At 61.9% G+C, this 15,475-nt stretch carries 14 protein-coding genes; 11 read left to right on the forward strand and 3 right to left on the reverse strand.

Features of this window, described 5'->3' with window-relative positions; all coding sequences use genetic code 11:
• Nucleotide 1 precedes the first annotated feature (1 nt).
• Nucleotides 2-3,307, forward strand: coding sequence for a hypothetical protein (locus tag ASF08_RS18620; RefSeq protein ID WP_056148339.1), 3,306 nt, complete (start codon nt 2-4; stop codon nt 3,305-3,307).
• Nucleotides 3,308-3,444: 137 nt separating this feature from the next.
• Here ASF08_RS18620 and ASF08_RS24975 read toward each other — a convergent pair whose 3' ends face one another.
• Nucleotides 3,445-4,026 carry a hypothetical protein gene (locus ASF08_RS24975; protein ID WP_210166705.1) on the reverse strand — a complete coding sequence of 194 codons (582 nt, stop codon included), beginning with the start codon at nt 4,024-4,026 and terminating at the stop codon, nt 3,445-3,447.
• 268 nt (nt 4,027-4,294) lie between these two features.
• Nucleotides 4,295-4,690: a hypothetical protein gene (locus ASF08_RS24980; protein ID WP_210166706.1), complete on the reverse strand. Its 396-nt coding sequence runs from the start codon at nt 4,688-4,690 to the stop codon at nt 4,295-4,297.
• Nucleotides 4,691-4,782: 92 nt separating this feature from the next.
• On the opposite strand from ASF08_RS24980, the gene ASF08_RS18625 reads away from it, so the two are divergent.
• The 5 genes from ASF08_RS18625 (at nt 4,783) to ASF08_RS18645 (ending at nt 11,468) form a co-directional block, all read left to right on the forward strand.
• Nucleotides 4,783-5,535: a transglycosylase SLT domain-containing protein gene (locus ASF08_RS18625; RefSeq protein WP_056148343.1), complete on the forward strand. Its 753-nt coding sequence runs from the start codon at nt 4,783-4,785 to the stop codon at nt 5,533-5,535.
• A 79-nt stretch (nt 5,536-5,614) separates the two neighbouring features.
• Nucleotides 5,615-6,886 (forward strand): phage tail protein, encoded by a 1,272-nt coding sequence (locus ASF08_RS18630; protein WP_244474577.1) that lies wholly within the window; start codon nt 5,615-5,617, stop codon nt 6,884-6,886.
• Nucleotides 6,887-6,972: 86 nt separating this feature from the next.
• The gene (locus ASF08_RS18635; protein WP_156629646.1) at nt 6,973-9,189 is read left to right on the forward strand and encodes a hypothetical protein; all 2,217 of its coding nucleotides are present in this window, start codon (nt 6,973-6,975) and stop codon (nt 9,187-9,189) included.
• Between the two features lie 3 nt (nt 9,190-9,192).
• Nucleotides 9,193-10,857 carry an FAD-dependent oxidoreductase gene (locus ASF08_RS18640; protein WP_082473276.1) on the forward strand — a complete coding sequence of 555 codons (1,665 nt, stop codon included), beginning with the start codon at nt 9,193-9,195 and terminating at the stop codon, nt 10,855-10,857.
• The gene (locus ASF08_RS18645) at nt 10,857-11,468 is read left to right on the forward strand and encodes a hypothetical protein (RefSeq protein WP_056148356.1); all 612 of its coding nucleotides are present in this window, start codon (nt 10,857-10,859) and stop codon (nt 11,466-11,468) included. The genes ASF08_RS18640 and ASF08_RS18645 overlap by 1 nt, the downstream gene beginning before the upstream one ends.
• A gap of 251 nt (nt 11,469-11,719) precedes the next feature.
• Here the strand turns inward: ASF08_RS18645 and ASF08_RS24985 are convergent, their stop codons facing one another.
• The gene (locus ASF08_RS24985; RefSeq protein ID WP_156629647.1) at nt 11,720-12,619 is read right to left on the reverse strand and encodes a hypothetical protein; all 900 of its coding nucleotides are present in this window, start codon (nt 12,617-12,619) and stop codon (nt 11,720-11,722) included.
• 97 nt (nt 12,620-12,716) lie between these two features.
• Between ASF08_RS24985 and ASF08_RS18650 the strand changes: the two genes are divergently transcribed.
• From ASF08_RS18650 to ASF08_RS25915, 5 genes are all read left to right on the forward strand, one after another.
• The gene (locus ASF08_RS18650) at nt 12,717-13,415 is read left to right on the forward strand and encodes an NlpC/P60 family protein (protein ID WP_056148359.1); all 699 of its coding nucleotides are present in this window, start codon (nt 12,717-12,719) and stop codon (nt 13,413-13,415) included.
• 170 nt (nt 13,416-13,585) lie between these two features.
• Nucleotides 13,586-14,092: a hypothetical protein gene (locus tag ASF08_RS18655; protein WP_056148361.1), complete on the forward strand. Its 507-nt coding sequence runs from the start codon at nt 13,586-13,588 to the stop codon at nt 14,090-14,092.
• A gap of 24 nt (nt 14,093-14,116) precedes the next feature.
• Nucleotides 14,117-14,467 (forward strand): hypothetical protein, encoded by a 351-nt coding sequence (locus ASF08_RS18660; protein WP_056148364.1) that lies wholly within the window; start codon nt 14,117-14,119, stop codon nt 14,465-14,467.
• Nucleotides 14,464-14,694: a hypothetical protein gene (locus ASF08_RS18665; RefSeq protein ID WP_056148366.1), complete on the forward strand. Its 231-nt coding sequence runs from the start codon at nt 14,464-14,466 to the stop codon at nt 14,692-14,694. Before ASF08_RS18660 ends, ASF08_RS18665 begins: the two co-directional genes overlap by 4 nt.
• Entirely contained in the window at nt 14,691-15,305 is a 615-nt protein-coding gene (locus tag ASF08_RS25915) for a hypothetical protein (RefSeq protein ID WP_056148370.1), read from the forward strand. Before ASF08_RS18665 ends, ASF08_RS25915 begins: the two co-directional genes overlap by 4 nt.
• The last annotated feature ends 170 nt before the right edge of the window (nt 15,306-15,475 follow it).

Raw genomic sequence — 15,475 nt, forward strand, 5'->3', positions numbered from 1 at the left:
GATGCCGCCACGCTTCTCCGGCACGCCAGTTGACGAGCCGGTCCAGGCCAATGCTCCGGTCGGCCCTCGCTTTGGGGGCACGCTGATCGAGGACGTGCCGTCGTTGGTCGGACCCGGAATCGCGTCGGACGTCGTCAAGACGATTCCGAGCGGGTTGGCCCGTGGGGCGATGAGCTTGGTGGGTCTGCCCGCCGACGCGATGAACCTTATCGATCGCGGCTGGCAGCATGCCACGGGCTACCTTCTGGAGAAGACAGGCGCGCTCACCCCGGCACAGGTCGCGAAACTCAAAGAACCGGTCCCCGGTCTCGACGGGCCGAACGAAACCCGGATGCGCGGGCTGTTCCCGTCGTCGGATCTCATGAAGGAGGGCACCGACGCGGCTCTTCGCAAGGGTGGTCTGCCGGAGCTGTACAAGCCCCAGACCATGCCGGGTGAGCTTGCGAACACCCTCATGGAATTCGCGCCCAACGCCGCGCTCGGTGGTGGGTCTGCCGCTCAGCGTATCGGTCAGGTCGTGGCTCCGGCCGTGGTCTCCGAAGGGCTTGGGCAGGGTTCCCGTAAGCTGCTTCCCGAGGCCGAGCCTGTCGCTCGGTTCACCGGGGCGCTTCTGGGTGGCGTCGGCGCGGCGGTCGCTCAGGCTCCGCGCGGCGGAAGCGTCTTGATGAAGGAGGCGATGAGCGGCCTCTCTCCCGAGGATCTGGCTGCGGCTCAGGCGCTGCGTGCGGAGGCCCGTGGTCTTCCGAACGGCGGTATCGATCTCCCTCTGGACGAAGCCCTCAACAAGGTCACCGATGGCAGGGCTGGTCGCCTGTCACAGCTTTCGCGCGTGGTCGCCAATTCGGGCGGGGAGGGCGGCAACACGCTGACCAACCTCTATGCGCAGCGTCCTGCCCAGATGGACGCTGCGGCTCGCGGCACCTTCAACATGTTCGGCCCTCTGGCTCCGTCGCCCTCGGCGCTCGGTCTGGACGTCCAGAGCGCGGCACGTCGCGGCTTGGATCAGACCCCCGAAGGAATTGCCCTGGCGAAAGCTCGGGAAGCTGCCGGCCCACGAATGACCGCCGATATGGCCGGGCAGGTGATTCAGCCGGCGTTGCGTGCCACTGCGGATCTCCGTGAGGCGGTCCGTCAGGGTCATGCTGCCCGCGATTACCGGCTCGCCCGTGAGGTGCCTGAGAACGTCGGCATCGAGCGCACGATTCAGGTCGAACGCCCCGGCGATCCGATCATCACTCAGCCGGCCTATGCGCGCCCGCAATTCGAGGCCGATGCGCCGCGTCCCGCAGAATCCTTCGAACGCGCCACCGCTGGTGCGGCCGAGCCCGGTGCGGAAAGCCTCGCCCGGTTCATTGCCAAGAACGGCGGCATTCGCCTGGATGGTGATGCGGCGGCAACCGACCTTCAGCGCTTCATGGTGCCCGGTGTCGGCAAGGTCGCCCGTTCTGACGGCAAAGGCATCGATAATTTCTGGCGCGAGCGCCTGATCGAGGAGGGTTACTTCCGCCCCGATGCCGATGGCGGCATGGCGCGGGACATCTCATCCGAACTCCTGCGCAAGCTTCAGAATGAGCAGCGCGGCTTCCCCTCTTACCCGCTCGACAGTGCCGGCCGGTCGAAGGGCCGTGCGGCGGGCGGACAGGCGGCGGACGAATATGCCAACGCCCGGTCGCTGGCCGAGAGCCGCCTCGACGAGGATCTGACGCGGGTCGAGGTCGATCCGAAGAGCCTCCATCCGGACATCCGCGAGCGTGTCGTCGGCGCCTTGATGCGTGGCGAAGAAACCGACCCGCTGGCCGCTTATGAGCGCACCGTCAACGCGATGAAGGGTCCGCTCGACCCGTATGTGAAATCTACCACCATCACGGAAGAGATTCCCGACGTGCGGTTCGGTCAGGTCAATCCCGAGCCGGCGCTGGCCGCGATCGACGATCAGGCCCGCTTCGCCAAAGGTGACGTTCGTGGTGCTCTCGGCGCCGCGCGCAAAGACCTTTTCGAGCCCGGTGGCGCCCAGACCGATATGTCGGTGGAGGGTCTGCTCAAGGCCCGTGAGCGTTTGGACTACCAGATCCAGCAAGCCAGCGCGGTCGGCGACGGGACGAAGGTCCGTGACCTCACGATCTCCCGCACGGCGCTCGACACTCAGCTCAAGCAGGTGCCCGAGGTGGCCGCCGCTGATGCGCGGTTCGCCGCGAATTCGAAGCCTCTCGAACCGTTCACGGGCAACACGCCCCTCGGCCGGGTGGTCCAGCAAGATCCGCTGACGAAGCGCATGGCATACCCTTCGGAGCAGGTGCCGGGGCTTGTGCAGGGGCCGTCTGCCACGCGCGAGATGCTTGCAAACGTCACCCCGCAAGCACGGCAAGCAAACGAACAGTTTTGGGTCTCGAAGCTGTTGGATGGCGCGACCGATGCACGTGGGAACGTCAATGCCGATCGGTTGAACGAGCTGCTCCGGGATAATTCTGACATCGTGAGGCAGATGCCCGGTGTGTATCAGAAGCTCGAAGGCATCGTTCGCGCCCGTGACGGGCTGGCTCGCCTCGATAAGACGCCCCTTGGAAGGTTGGCCCAGACGGATGACACGAAGGCCGCTCAGCGGGCTCTGTTTGATCGCGAGGCCCTGGCTGGATCTGAAGGCGAGGTCGCGGCCGGCATGGGCGCCATCGCGCGCAATGATCCGACCACGGCACAACAGCTCGCCCGTCAGTACCTTGAGGGCACCTTCAACTCCGCCACACGGGATCTGAAGGGTGGCCCGGCGCAGTACGGCGGCGCTGGATTCGCATCAGCGGTGCGTGGACAGGCTCAGCAAGAGAAGAACCTCGACGCGGCTCTGCGTGCGTTGCCTGCCGGCGACGTCAAAACCTCGGCCGTGGATCGCCTGCTGACCGCGCTCGAAGCGACGGGCTACAAGCCTCAGAAGGGCTCCGACACCGCCTTCAATCAGGTCATCACGAAAGCTCTCGCCAACGGTGATGGACCGCTCTCATCGGCCATTACAGAAGCCGTCGCGCTCGGCGCGGCCGGTGGAGCGGCGGGCGGCGTCGGTGGCGCGGTCGGCGGCACGTTCCTCGGCATGAAGCGGGCTGCGGGCGAGGAGCTTCTCAAGCGGCGGGTTCAGCGCAACTCCTCGGACATCGCACGGGCTCTGACCGATAAGAACGTATCGATCGAAGAGCTTCGCGCAATGCTCCAGGGCGGCTCCGCTCCCGGCGCTCAGATGCTGCTGACGCGGCTTCTGGCTCTTGGCTCGGCTGGGTCTCAGACCGGCGAGCGTCCGCGACTACCTGTCCTGGCGAGGTAGATCACAAACAACTTGCCGGGTTGGCGCCCGCTGCCGGGGCCGCTTTCGACCCGACCTCGCTGCTCAGAGCGTCTCACGCGGCACCCAAATGCAGCCGTTCGGACTGCTGCCGCTCCGGCGGTTGTGCAATAAAAGTCCTAGACTTGTTTGTCAGGCTCGTTTTTCTTAATAGCCCTTCGAGATTTCTTAAGTTTTTCTGGCAAGCCAGCTTTATTAAATTCTTCTACTATTTTAACTCCTTCTTCTGAAGCAAATTCGAGCTGTGAGCTTGATATTTCCGCATACTCCTTAGCAGTTAGCCCAGAGGTCTTTAGTGCAATTTCAAATGCAAGATTTGAAATTTTTCCTTTAGACCAATCTTTATAGGCAGTCATCACTCTCGAAAACCTGATTTCGCTAGGGCTTACGCCTCCGCATCCTGCGAAAAAAGCAAATTCCGAATCGTCAATCCGCCCAATTCCAAGCAAATACAGAAGCACAGCCAAAAAAAGTGCATATATGAAAAATCCTATGCCAACTCCTGCGAGATAATATGATTGAGAATAATGTTCAAAACCACCAATATACTTTAATAATGGTCCACCTGCAAAAGCAGCGAATGTAGCACCCAGTGCTTGTGGACTGAATGTAGAAAAACGTCTTATAAAATAATAGATCATCCAACCTACAACGCCGCCTAGGAGCATGGGTCCTATTGCATTGATATCGCTAATTTGCATTGTTCCAGCCCTATTTATCAATCGCGCCTAGATTATGAAATAGTATTGGTGCATGTAGTCATGCGAGGCCACCCTTACGAATACGACCGCTAGTGGGCATCGTGAGGGTCTGTTCGCGATGTTATGCTTGCGCGACGGTGACGTCATTACCTTCGCTCAATCGCCTTAGAGCGAACCGGCAGAAATTCACCTTTCTCGGTCGATCAGGGTATGTGCCATCCGCTAGAGCATGATCACGAGTTGAGTGAGCGCCTGTTGAGTGGCTCGGCTAATCTAAGAATACCCCGCTGCCGATCGATTTTTGCGTATCGCGCTGATATCTGCACCACATCTGCGGTCCGGTAATTTTGACTTCTTGGAAGCGTCGCTTGAACTCGCGATCGATAGCGGGCTTCGCTTTCCCCTTTGGGAAGACGCTATACGCCATATCGTTGAACGCCTTGCCGATCTGAAGTGCTTTGGGGCCATCCAACGGGTGGTATGGACCACAGAATTGTAGGATCGCCGCCTGAACACTTGCGGCACGCACGATACCTTCAGGGGTAGTGCCCTGCGCCCATGCAGCCCCCGTGAACGGAAGCAGCAAGAGAGCAGCGACTAGGCGCGGACGACGTCCAGCGATGTGCCTGTTTGCGAACATGGCTACCACAACAAGCCTCTCCATCGCCGAGCACCTCTCAGTTGCGGCCAGACAATGGCCATGGGGTGCACTGAAGTCGATGACCGCACAGCAACAGATCACGGGATCACGCGTCGATGGCCATGAGTCCTGACATTGCCGCCATCATCGTGGCGAAGGCCAAGCAGTATGGGCAAGACCCCTCGTACATGGTCCGTCAAGCGGAGATCGAGAGCGGCGGCAACCCCAACGCGAAAAACCCCAATTCTTCGGCCGGGGGGCTCTATCAGTTCATCGATAGCACCGCGAGCCGGTACGGTCTGACCGATAAGTTCGATCCTGTTGCGGCGTCGGATGCAGCGGCACGTCTAGCCCGCGATAACGGCGCGCATCTGACGAAGACGCTCGGACGCACTCCTTCGGCCGGAGAACTCTACCTCGCTCACCAGCAGGGCGCGGGTGGAGCAGCCAAGATCCTCTCGAGCCCCGATGCGCCTGCCGCGTCGCTGGTCGGGGCCAAGGCGGTGGCGTTGAACGGCGGCTCTCCAGGGATGACAGCGGCGGAGTTCGCGGCCCGGTGGACCGGGAAATTCGATGGTTCCGGTCCGGTAATGACCATGCCAGGTGACACGAGCCAGTCCGGTCGGTTCGGCATCTCCGGGGTTGAAGCCTCGACCAACGCGGCCCCGGTGATGGCGACGCCCGCTTCCGAGCCCGACGCACCGCTCGACACGAACAAGCTTCTACAGACGCTTATGGGCCAGGGCGGGCAACAGGCCGCTCCGGCTGCTCCTGCGGCTCCAACTCCGATGACTCAGCCTTTGCAGCGTCCGGCACAACCGTTCGACCCGGCGGCCTTCTACGCTCTGCTGAAGCGCAAACGCCTCTAACCGCCCCTCAATCCCTGATGCCTGCCTCGGTCGCCCACGCTCCAGCGTGCACCGTCGCATGCCTGTGCCTGGAGTCGCGATGCCCGGTCTGAACAACTGGTCTCGGAATGCATCGTCCAACGATGTCTCCGATCCTCCTATCCTTTTGAACGAGGGCATGGCCGCTGCTGCGGTCAACAACTCCATGCGGGCCATGATGGCGTCGGTTGCCAACTGGCGCGACGACAATATCGGCATTCAATCCGCTTCGCGTGCGGCCGGCGACGCCTATCAGGTTTCCACCGTTCAGGGGTTCTCGGCCGTCGCCGCCGCTGCGGGCCACACGATCTCCTTCCGCGTCGCGTCCAGCAATGCCGGGCCGGCGACGCTCTCGCTGGATGGACAGGCCGCAAGGCCGATCCTTCGCAACAAGCTTCGACAGTGCGGTCCCGGCGATATCACTCCGGGTATCATCTACTCGGTGGCCTACGTGCCGACCGAAGACGCCTATCTCATCGTCTCGCCGACGATCGATCGCCCTGGGCGGATCGTCGCTCAGGCTGACGCGGCGATGGAGCCGGGCTGGCTTCCCTGTGATGGTCGCGCGCTTTCCCGCACCGTCTACTCGGCCCTGTTCTCCATCATCGGTACGACCTGGGGCAACGGCGACAATTCAACGACCTTCAACATTCCCGACCTCCGTGGCCGGGCCATGTTTGGCGCGGATAATCTCGGCGGCACGGCGGCCAATGTTCTGACTGGTGCGGGCGGTGCGACGGGTCTGGCCGGTGCGCTCGGCAGCTCGGGCGGTGCCCAGACGGTTGCTCTGACGATCGCGCAGATGCCGAGCCATTCGCACACGGGTACTGCGGCGGCGGCGGGCGGACACAACCACGGCGGCTCGACAGGGTCGGCGGGTGCTCATGACCATGGGGCCGCAACGGCGTCGGCAGGAGGTCACGCGCATTCCGGAACGACCAATGCTGGCGGGTCGCACACGCATACTGGGTCTGCCGCACCGGACGGCACTCACTCGCACAACGTGAAATATTCACAGGTTGTCTTGGCGGGTGGTCCCGACATCTACGCGGCCATCAGCATCGGTGCGCCGGGCGCCAACGGCACTACCGATCCCGGCGGCGCGCACACCCACGCCGTGTCCATCAACGCGGGCGGCGAGCACCAGCACGGCTTCTCGACCGATCCGGTCGGCGGCCACACCCACACGATCAGTGCTGCTGCCGATCACACGCATTCGATCGCGGCTGCTGCGGACCACACCCACACCCTGTCGCTGAACGACACCGGCTCGGGCTCCGCGCACGCGAACGTACCTCCGGGTGCCGTCGTCGCCTTCGCGATCAAGACCTAGCGCCCCCGCCCCCTCCCCAACCCGACCGCCATCCCGGCTCGCCTCGCTCGATCGAGGTGGCCTTCGCACGCCTGGAGAAGCCCAGAATGGGTGTTCAAGCATGGTCCCGAGATCCCGACGAAAACGGGCGGGCGGACCCCACCATTCCTGCAACCGATGGCGCTGCAGCGCGCGATTATCAGCGCGGCCAACGCGCGGTGATGGCAGGCATTCGGCGGTTCGCTGACGATGTGAGCGGTGCCATTGTCTCCGGTGGAATCGACGACGCCTATACCGTCCAGACCTTCGGCGGCTCCTCACCGTATCGTCGGGGCTCTTCGCTCTCCTTCATCGCGGATCGGGCAAACCTTGGCCCGGCGAGCTTGTCCGTCGATGGATACGTCTCGCTCTCTCTGCGGGACCGGAATGGGCTTCCGCTTCTCCCCAACGCTCTCCGGCCGGGACGGCTGGCCCGCGTCTTCTACGATCCGGATGGTTCGTTCTGGCGTTTGGAGGGCCTGGAAGTCGTCAAGAACGACGATTTCGACGCCGCTCCTCCCAACACGATCAAGGGGAACGACGGACAGGGCCTGACCGATCTTACGGTCGATGCCGCTCGGACGCTCCTTCAGGTCGATCGCGTCGCCAACAAGTCCGAAGACGAGATGGTCGCCGAGGGCGCCATTGCGAATGCTTTGGCTGCGAAGTCCACACCCGAGCAAGTCGAGGAATCGCTCTCCTCTATCCGGACGGACCTGAGCGGGAAGACGTCGAAGAAGTACGTCGATGATTCCGTTGGCACGGTCGCGACGGGGCTCACTGCTCTTCAAGAAGACTTCGGTGAACTCGACAACGAGGTCGCCACGATTCGCAGCGGCCAGAACGCCGGCAACATCCTTGTCGAAACCTGGGCGCAGCTCGCCGCGATCACGCCGACGCTGAACGCGCGGGCCGAGATCCCCGGCACCGCCACAACCACCCACCCCGACCCTGTCGCCGCTGGCAATCCGGTCGTCCCGGACCCCGGCACCTACCGAGGCTCGGTCACCCCGCTCGGCTGGGCTCGGATCGGTCCGACGACTGCCGCCGCCGCAGCGGCCGAGGCCGGCAAGGGCATCACCACCAGCCCCCTCACACGCGCCCCCGCGCTCCAGCTCGCCTTCCGCGACCCCGACACGAGCCTGCTGACCGTCCTTTCGCCGGCTGACAGCGCTGCCTTCATTCAGGAGATCGCCGTGCCGACGACCTATCCGACCGACCTCACCGATGTGGTGTTGACGGAGACCTCTTCCCTCATCCTGCCCGAAGATCCGCAGCGGTCCGGCGATCTGCTTATTCAGATCATCGACAAGGCCGACGCGGGATTCAACTTCACCAGCAACCCGGCCGTGATGGATGTGCCGGGAACCTGGGGCCAGAAGTCCGGCCAGTGGGTCAACCATGGCGACGTCGGCACGCTGGCTGTTACCGGCGTCGTGCGCCGTACGGCAGGCGACGGCAGCACCACGCCTCTGTCCGCCAAGATAAATATGCGCGTCCGGCGCCGCGTGAACACTCCACTGCCGGCGAAGCTCGCGGACGCGATCTTTGTCCGTTGGCCCGACAGTGCCGATCAGCGCTTCAAAGACGCCATTCGACAGGAGGTCGACTACCTCGCCGGCCTCGGCATCTACCAGAAGCTGAAGGTCTGGTTCCTGCCCGGCGCCTCTCGCGCCAACAACATGGTCAACCTCGCCGATCCGAATGGCCCGCTGTTCGTCTGTCACGACGGCGCAGAAGGGGCGATCGAGACGCAGCCGTACAAGTTCATGCGGGGCAACGGCGTCGATCAGTACATCGATACGCAGCGTCTAGCTGCCGACATCGGCATGACGCTCGCCGGGCACTTCCTGGCCGCGAAAGTCTATCCCGGCGGTGGCGTCAAAACGGACGGGTTTGCCGTAGGTAACTCGATCAATTTCGGCATGCAGCCGGGCCGCGATGCGGGCCTTTACGGGTTCCGCTCTGGCTCCGGTCTGGAAGTCAACGATACGCCCCTGCCGAACTACATGTGGGCAGGATTCAGTCGCGACAACGACGCGGCAAACTTCTCCGCATTTGTTGACGAGGCGAAGATCTGGACGAGGCCGCGCGCGATCGCTGCTTTGCCGACCCGCAGCCTGAACATGCTCGCGATCAACAGCACGGCCGGTTTCGCTGGGCCGACCTCTCTCCCGATTCACGGCGTGGCGGCAGGCTTTGGCCTCGCTGACCAGTCCGTCATTCGCGTCTTCCAAGCAAACAAGCGCATCCAGGCCGTGATGGCCACCATCGCGGGGGCCTAAGCTATGGCATATCTTGTCTATGCTGCTAATTCGTCTGGTATTGCTGCGGCCTGCACTGCGGCTTCTCGCGGAACCGATGTGTTCCTTATCGAGCCCGGCCCTCGCATCGGGGCGATGTGGGCGTCCGGCCTGACCCAGACTGACCGCGAGAGCACGTTTGCTGCGTCGCCGTCCGGGGTAAGTCTTCGTTGGGGTTTCCTGCGGGGCTTTACAGAAAGCCTCGCCGATTATGCGGGTCTCAATCCCGACCCGACGAAGGCCAAAAACGAACTGCTGCTTGCGACCACCGCTGCGGTGATCAACGTCTTTCAGGCCAAGCTCGACCTCTACAAGACGCGCAAGACCGTCGCGGGCAAAACGACGGGCAAGATCACGGTGGTGCTGAACGCGCCGCTGGAAGCCGTGACGAAGAACCGTAAGGGCGATCTGATCATTTCAGTGAAGTGCGGCGGGGTTACCTATCCTGCACAGAACTTCACTGATTGCTCTGACGAGGGCGATCTCGCTCGTGCGGCCGGCGTCAGCATGCGCATCGGCCGCGAGAGCGTCTCTCTCGTCGGTGAGCCGACCAACGGCGTTCGCCCCGTCTCGGGAACCCCGACCCCTGCGTATGACCCGGCGACCGGCGAGCGGTGGCCGGACCTCGACCCGCGCCCTTACCAAAATCGCGGCGATGCCGATGGGCGGACGATGGCCTTCAACATGCGCATCTCCGTCACCGATCATGCCGACCGGTGGCTGTGGTCGAAGGCGCTGACCATCCCGGCGATGGCCGCCTATTACAAGGCATCGGACTACGACAACGAGTTCCGAATCTGCCTGGACAAGGTCTACGGCACCATTCCGGGGTCGATCTCGAACTCGCCGATGCGGCCGATCGGGACGTATCCCGAGTACGACATGAACAACGGCGGCCTGCTGCTGATCGGGTCCAACTGGATCGGAAGGTGGCTGGACTGGCCGTACATGACCTTTGCCGAACGGCAGGCGTACAAGGACAAGTACATCCTTCGGACGGTGGGGCTGTTCTACGACATCGTCGCGAATCCGCGTTGGCTGACCATCCCGCGCGTCAAAAAATACGACGATAAGGGCGTTCTGATTTCCGACACGCAGATCGTCGAAGAGACCATCAAGTACGGTCTGATCCCCGGTCTGTTCCCCGATAGCATCGTGCCGGGCATGTCCCCGCATATGTACGTCCGCGAGAGCTTCCGCATCGTCGGTCAGGCCGATCAGATCTGGGACGACTCTGTCGCGCCCGAGCAGGATATCGACGAGCCGATCACTGCTTATGGCTATCCACACGCGGACGCCCATTGGGTCTTGCGTGCCGCAAATGACGACGGCGGCGTCATGTTCGAAGGTGGTGCCGGGCTCGATAACGGTCAGACCATCGTCGCGACCTTCATGAAATGGGGAGCGGTCAAAGCCCGTGAAGGTGAGGCCCGCAACCTCACCGTCGCTCGATGCATCTCCGGCACGAAGATGGGCTGGATTACTGTCCGCCTTGAGATGTGCTGGATGAAGATCGCACAGGCATGCGCCATCGCTGCGTCCGTTGCCAACGACAATGAACTCTACACGGGCGACCTCGACTATCAGAAGCACCTCAAGCCCGCGCTGCTTGCTGAAGGTGCCATCATCTCGCTCCCGAGGGCTGCATAATGGCTGGGTTCGACATTCTCGCAGACGAATCTGCCGGCGGCTCGACGACCATCGTTGTCGAGGGTGGGGCATCCTATCCCGTATCGGCAGGCTTCGGCATGCTGTTCGGGTCTGCTGCTGGCGCGGTGGTGCGTGATCCCATCTTTGAGGGTGGGTTGCGTGCGATTCACGCCAACGGCAAGACGCAGTCGCCGATCTGGTACACCGAGCCGACCATCACGAGGCTCGCGTCTGGAACGGTCAACGCCAACGCGACCTCCCCGACGCTCATCAAGATCATGGGCGGTATGGACGAGGTCCAGTGGACGCACGTGAGCTTCCAACGCTTCGTGACGGGCACTGACGGCTCGCTCTCTCCGGCCAACCTCTCAGGGGCGATTTACGCGGCGCCGCCGGTCAATGGCGCTTGGTCCGATGCTGCCGCACTGATCCCGGTGACGGCTCTCGGCGACCTCGGCGGACGACGGGGCAAGCGCGTGGAGTGCTTCCACGATCTCCGTCGCCCGGTTGCGCTTTGGTATCGACCTGTCGTCCGTGGCGCCACCACCTTCGAAGTGTCCGTCTGGGGCATGCCGAAATGGGCTCTGAACCACGCGAAGCCCAAGGCGTGAGGCGAGGGGGGGGGCCTCGTCTTCCACGTCGGATCGGGTGATCTGGGATCAGCGCGGGCCGGGCTGGATACCGGCTCCTGGCGGGGGTGGGGTTCGATCATACCCACGTACACCGCACGTCGTGTCTGCGGCGGCTAACGCTTAACTTGCCTACCCCGCGTCGGACGATGCCTGACGAAGGCACTCTCGGGCCTGACCCCGCCGCCGCACTGATCTGCGAACGATAGCACGTTCTGCGGGGTAGGGTATCATCAGATGAGGACCAGTCTTCCAAATTCATCGATTTCTACAGGACGATGGGGAATTTTAAGGTCTGATAAATGAGCTTGCGTCTGTCCATCCATGACGCTTTCTGCCATTATATCAGTCCAATATATTGGCGCGACATGGAAAATATGCCCACCCTTGACGGAGGTGTATATTATAGCTCTTGCCATTACCTTGACCTTGCCTTCTATGACAAGCAATTCGAGATCTGCCTCGATTCCCCCCATATTAAGCTTCGAGTTGTTTAGGCTGACGGCAACAAACAAGGAATAAAACTCTTTAACTGATTGAATTCGGGGGTCATTCGCATCTACAACGCCGTTTTCTGCTAAAGCTGAGACGAACTCCTTAAAAACTTCATCAGCATTTAAGATGTGCCTGTCGCCGAAGTTGCCCATCATGCCCTGTAATAATTTTACCTCTTCGTTTGTGCACTTTCCCTTCAGGGTGTATTTCCCGTTTTTCTTCAACTCTGCTTTCGATAAGGCTGTTTCTAGTATTCTAGGGGCTTCCGTAATTGGGATGCCAGTGGTTTTGTATAGCTCTATTCCCTTTACGTTCTGGAATCGAGCGGTCAGACCAGCTCTAAAATCCGGTGACATATCATCAAACTTGAAAACTCCCATGATATGTTCTGGTGTTATTGCTGATTCGTCACGAGAACCCAAGAATGTCTTCATATACAAAAAGTAATTCGTCATCTCTTTAGTTGGTGCGCCTCGGTCTTTTGCATCGAAATGCGCTAAAAAGTGACCCAACTCTTTGACAGATCCTGCGCACTGAAATCGCAGCCATAATACAGTTTTCAACAGATCGTCTGATCTTCTTTTGCCAGAGAGCACTCGTTCAACCCGAGCTGAGATTTCGTCTTCAATTGTAGACATAAAATTGTGTCCGATTCAGTGCGCTAACCTAATCGTCGAACACTAACATGCCCGCGCCGGCCGGTCGCCGCGCAATCCCCAACATCGTGAGAAGACCATGACCGTCGCTGCCATTCAGCGCGCTCTCTTGGCGCGTGGCTATGACCTCGGCCGAGCCGGCGCCGATGGGGATGCTGGCCCCAAGACGATCGCTGCTGTCACCGCGTTTCAGCGCGCTGCCGGGCTCGTTGCGGATGGCATCGCCGGGCCGCTCACCGTAAAGGCGCTTTCCTCCGTCGCCGTGGCCGAGAAGAGGGCCGAGCCGGATCAGCCCGCGTGGCTTACCCTGGCGGCCGATGAGGTCGGTACCGTCGAGGGCATCGGCAAGTCCAACAACCCGAAGGTGATCCGGTACTTCGCCGACGCGGGCTTCACCGGGATCAAGGACGACTCGGTGGCGTGGTGTTCGGCCTTCGTCGGCGCGATGCTCCACCGGGCAGGCCCGAAGCCGTCTGGGAGCCTCGCAGCACGATCCTACGAGGGGTGGGGCGTCGGTCTCCCTGGTCCTGTCCTCGGCTGTATCGCCACGAAGAAGCGCGGCAATTCCTCCTGGCAGGGTCACGTGGCGTTCGTTGTTGGCGCCAACAAGGATCAGGTGTTCCTGCTCGGCGGCAATCAGAGCGACGCCGTCACGGTCGCGGCGTTCAAGCGCTCCGAGGTGACCGCCTACCGTTGGCCGGCGGACGTGCCGATTCCGGTTCTGTCATCGCTGCCGGCAACCATCGCGGGCGCTCGTTCCGGCGTGAGTGAAGCCTGATGAACGACAATCGCCGCCCTCTCTTCCCGCCTGCCTTCCGAAGGGTGAGCGAAGCCCTTCCTCCTCCTCGCTTCCCCGAGAATCCGTCGCCGTGGGCTCGCCTCGGGCGCTGGCTGTTCGACCGCATCACGCGGCGCTGATCCTTTCCCTCTGACATCGTGAGATCCGATATGAATCGCCTCGTTCTGGGCGCGCTGGCGCTCGCCTGCCTCGCGCTCAACCTGTCTCCCGCCCTTGCTGCGGAGGGGTCTGTCCTCTCGATCCCGTGGGGCGATACGCTCAACAACATCTTGAGGGTCGCCGTCGAGGGCATCATTCCGGTTGCCGGTGCTGCCGTCGCCGCCGCTGCCATTCGCCTGCCCTGGTGGGTGACGATGTGGTTGACCACGCAACGAATCGACCGCGCCCTGAAAACCGGCGCCGACTATGCTCTGAACGCGGTAGAGGGCGCCACCGCCGGCAAGGCCCTGTCGGTCGACGTCGGGTTCACCGTCCTGAAGGTCGCTCTAGAGCGCATCCTCGGATCGACGCCGAATTGGCTGATCAAGGAGATGGGCGGGGCGAAGGGCATCTCCGAGCGACTGTTCCGCGTCTTCAAGTTCGACGAGACAGTGTCAGACAGGAACACCCTTACGCCGCTGATCCAAGCCCTGCCGAATCTGCCGTTCGTGAAGTGAGCCCGGTAGGTGGAGGCGGAGCAGATGACCGCAGCCGCCATCGCTTCCCTGCTGAAGGATTACGGGCTGGTCGGCGCCCTGGCGCTGGCCCTGGCCGCTCTGGGACTGCTCGTCCATTGGCTGAAGGAATCGTGGATAGCGCGCCTCGACGACAAGCAGGCGATGGTGGAACGCGTCGCCACCGCGATTGAGCGCCAGTCCTCGACCAACGTCGATCTGACTGAGGCGATCAAGGATCTAAGGGATGCGCAAGCCTCGATCCTGAAGACGGCGACGGAAGCGGCCCTGACTAGCTCGGCCAACGACCGTGCCATCCTCAAGGAGATCGATGAATCCCGGAAGGCAATCGAACGGAACGTGGGAGCCCGCCCATGATCTTGGATCGGATTCGCCGCGCCCTGTGCCCGCATCTTGGATCGCATCACCAGACACCGGGTGAGGACCGTCTCGCGCGGGCGGAGAAGATGCTCGATATGAGCGCGAAGAATGCGGCGATCGAGAGCAGGAAAACCGGCTTGCGAGTCGGGGATATGAGGAAGGTGGCGAATTCGGCGGTGGACCGGCTTCGGCATGATCGATTGCATGTTGGGGAAGAAGTATGATGCCGCTGCCACGCTACGATGACACCTCGCCCGAGACCATTAAAAAGCAAATCGTGTTCGCCACCATCGTGCTCGTCGGCACGGTGTTCATGCTCAACTTCTTCGTTCCAAATGCCGATCTGATCCTGGCAGAGCGCATCTTTCAGGCCTCGGTGGCGGCAACGGTGGTCGTGGTCTACTGGCCCGATGCGCGAGAGGCGTGGAAGTCTCAGTCCCCGGAGCGCGGGGATTACCTCATCGTCGGGGTTACAATCGGATGGTGCGCCACGTTCTGTCAGGCGATGTTCTCAGTGATCTTTCGCCTCGCCGGCATGCCCCTCTGGTTCACCAACATCGACGCGAACTCGCTCTGGATCTTGATGTCGGCCATCTCTGGGATTCTCCACATCGTGGCCCCCGGCGCGGTGGATGGGGTTGTCCCTCGGCGAAACCGGATCGTGCTCGGGGCCGGCATAGGCGTCGCCGTTATGGGAATCTGCATCGTGCTCTGGAGCCGTCCCGACATCTCGAATTACGTCGAGGCGAGCCGATTCGTTCTTGAGGACACCGCGTCGTGGTTCCTCGGAGTGTTGGACCGAGCCACCAAAAGCTTGCGAGGCATCTTCACCTAAGACCGCCTTCTTCCGCTTCGATGATTCTGGCCCTGTCTGGCTTCGGCTAGGCGGGGCCTTTTCGTTTGTCTTGGTCGCGGCCTTCGTCGATGAGCGCGCTTTCGACATATCGCTCTTTGGCGTGGCGCTCCAAAAGCTCGCGGAACTAATTTGATCGATCGCTACTTCCG

The organism is Methylobacterium sp. Leaf85, assembly GCF_001422125.1.
In the GTDB taxonomy this organism is placed as follows: domain Bacteria; phylum Pseudomonadota; class Alphaproteobacteria; order Rhizobiales; family Beijerinckiaceae; genus Methylobacterium; species Methylobacterium bullatum.

Excerpts from the sequence above, each read along its gene's own strand:
- ASF08_RS18620 (WP_056148339.1), top strand. The coding sequence starts at position 2 with ATGCCGCCACGCTTCTCCGGCACGCCAGTTGACGAGCCGGTCCAGGCC.
- ASF08_RS24975 (WP_210166705.1), bottom strand. The coding sequence starts at position 4,026 with ATGCAAATTAGCGATATCAATGCAATAGGACCCATGCTCCTAGGCGGC.
- ASF08_RS24980 (WP_210166706.1), bottom strand. The coding sequence starts at position 4,690 with ATGGAGAGGCTTGTTGTGGTAGCCATGTTCGCAAACAGGCACATCGCT.
- ASF08_RS18625 (WP_056148343.1), top strand. The coding sequence starts at position 4,783 with ATGGCCATGAGTCCTGACATTGCCGCCATCATCGTGGCGAAGGCCAAG.
- ASF08_RS18630 (WP_244474577.1), top strand. The coding sequence starts at position 5,615 with ATGCCCGGTCTGAACAACTGGTCTCGGAATGCATCGTCCAACGATGTC.
- ASF08_RS18635 (WP_156629646.1), top strand. The coding sequence starts at position 6,973 with ATGGGTGTTCAAGCATGGTCCCGAGATCCCGACGAAAACGGGCGGGCG.
- ASF08_RS18640 (WP_082473276.1), top strand. The coding sequence starts at position 9,193 with ATGGCATATCTTGTCTATGCTGCTAATTCGTCTGGTATTGCTGCGGCC.
- ASF08_RS18645 (WP_056148356.1), top strand. The coding sequence starts at position 10,857 with ATGGCTGGGTTCGACATTCTCGCAGACGAATCTGCCGGCGGCTCGACG.
- ASF08_RS24985 (WP_156629647.1), bottom strand. The coding sequence starts at position 12,619 with ATGTCTACAATTGAAGACGAAATCTCAGCTCGGGTTGAACGAGTGCTC.
- ASF08_RS18650 (WP_056148359.1), top strand. The coding sequence starts at position 12,717 with ATGACCGTCGCTGCCATTCAGCGCGCTCTCTTGGCGCGTGGCTATGAC.
- ASF08_RS18655 (WP_056148361.1), top strand. The coding sequence starts at position 13,586 with ATGAATCGCCTCGTTCTGGGCGCGCTGGCGCTCGCCTGCCTCGCGCTC.
- ASF08_RS18660 (WP_056148364.1), top strand. The coding sequence starts at position 14,117 with ATGACCGCAGCCGCCATCGCTTCCCTGCTGAAGGATTACGGGCTGGTC.
- ASF08_RS18665 (WP_056148366.1), top strand. The coding sequence starts at position 14,464 with ATGATCTTGGATCGGATTCGCCGCGCCCTGTGCCCGCATCTTGGATCG.
- ASF08_RS25915 (WP_056148370.1), top strand. The coding sequence starts at position 14,691 with ATGATGCCGCTGCCACGCTACGATGACACCTCGCCCGAGACCATTAAA.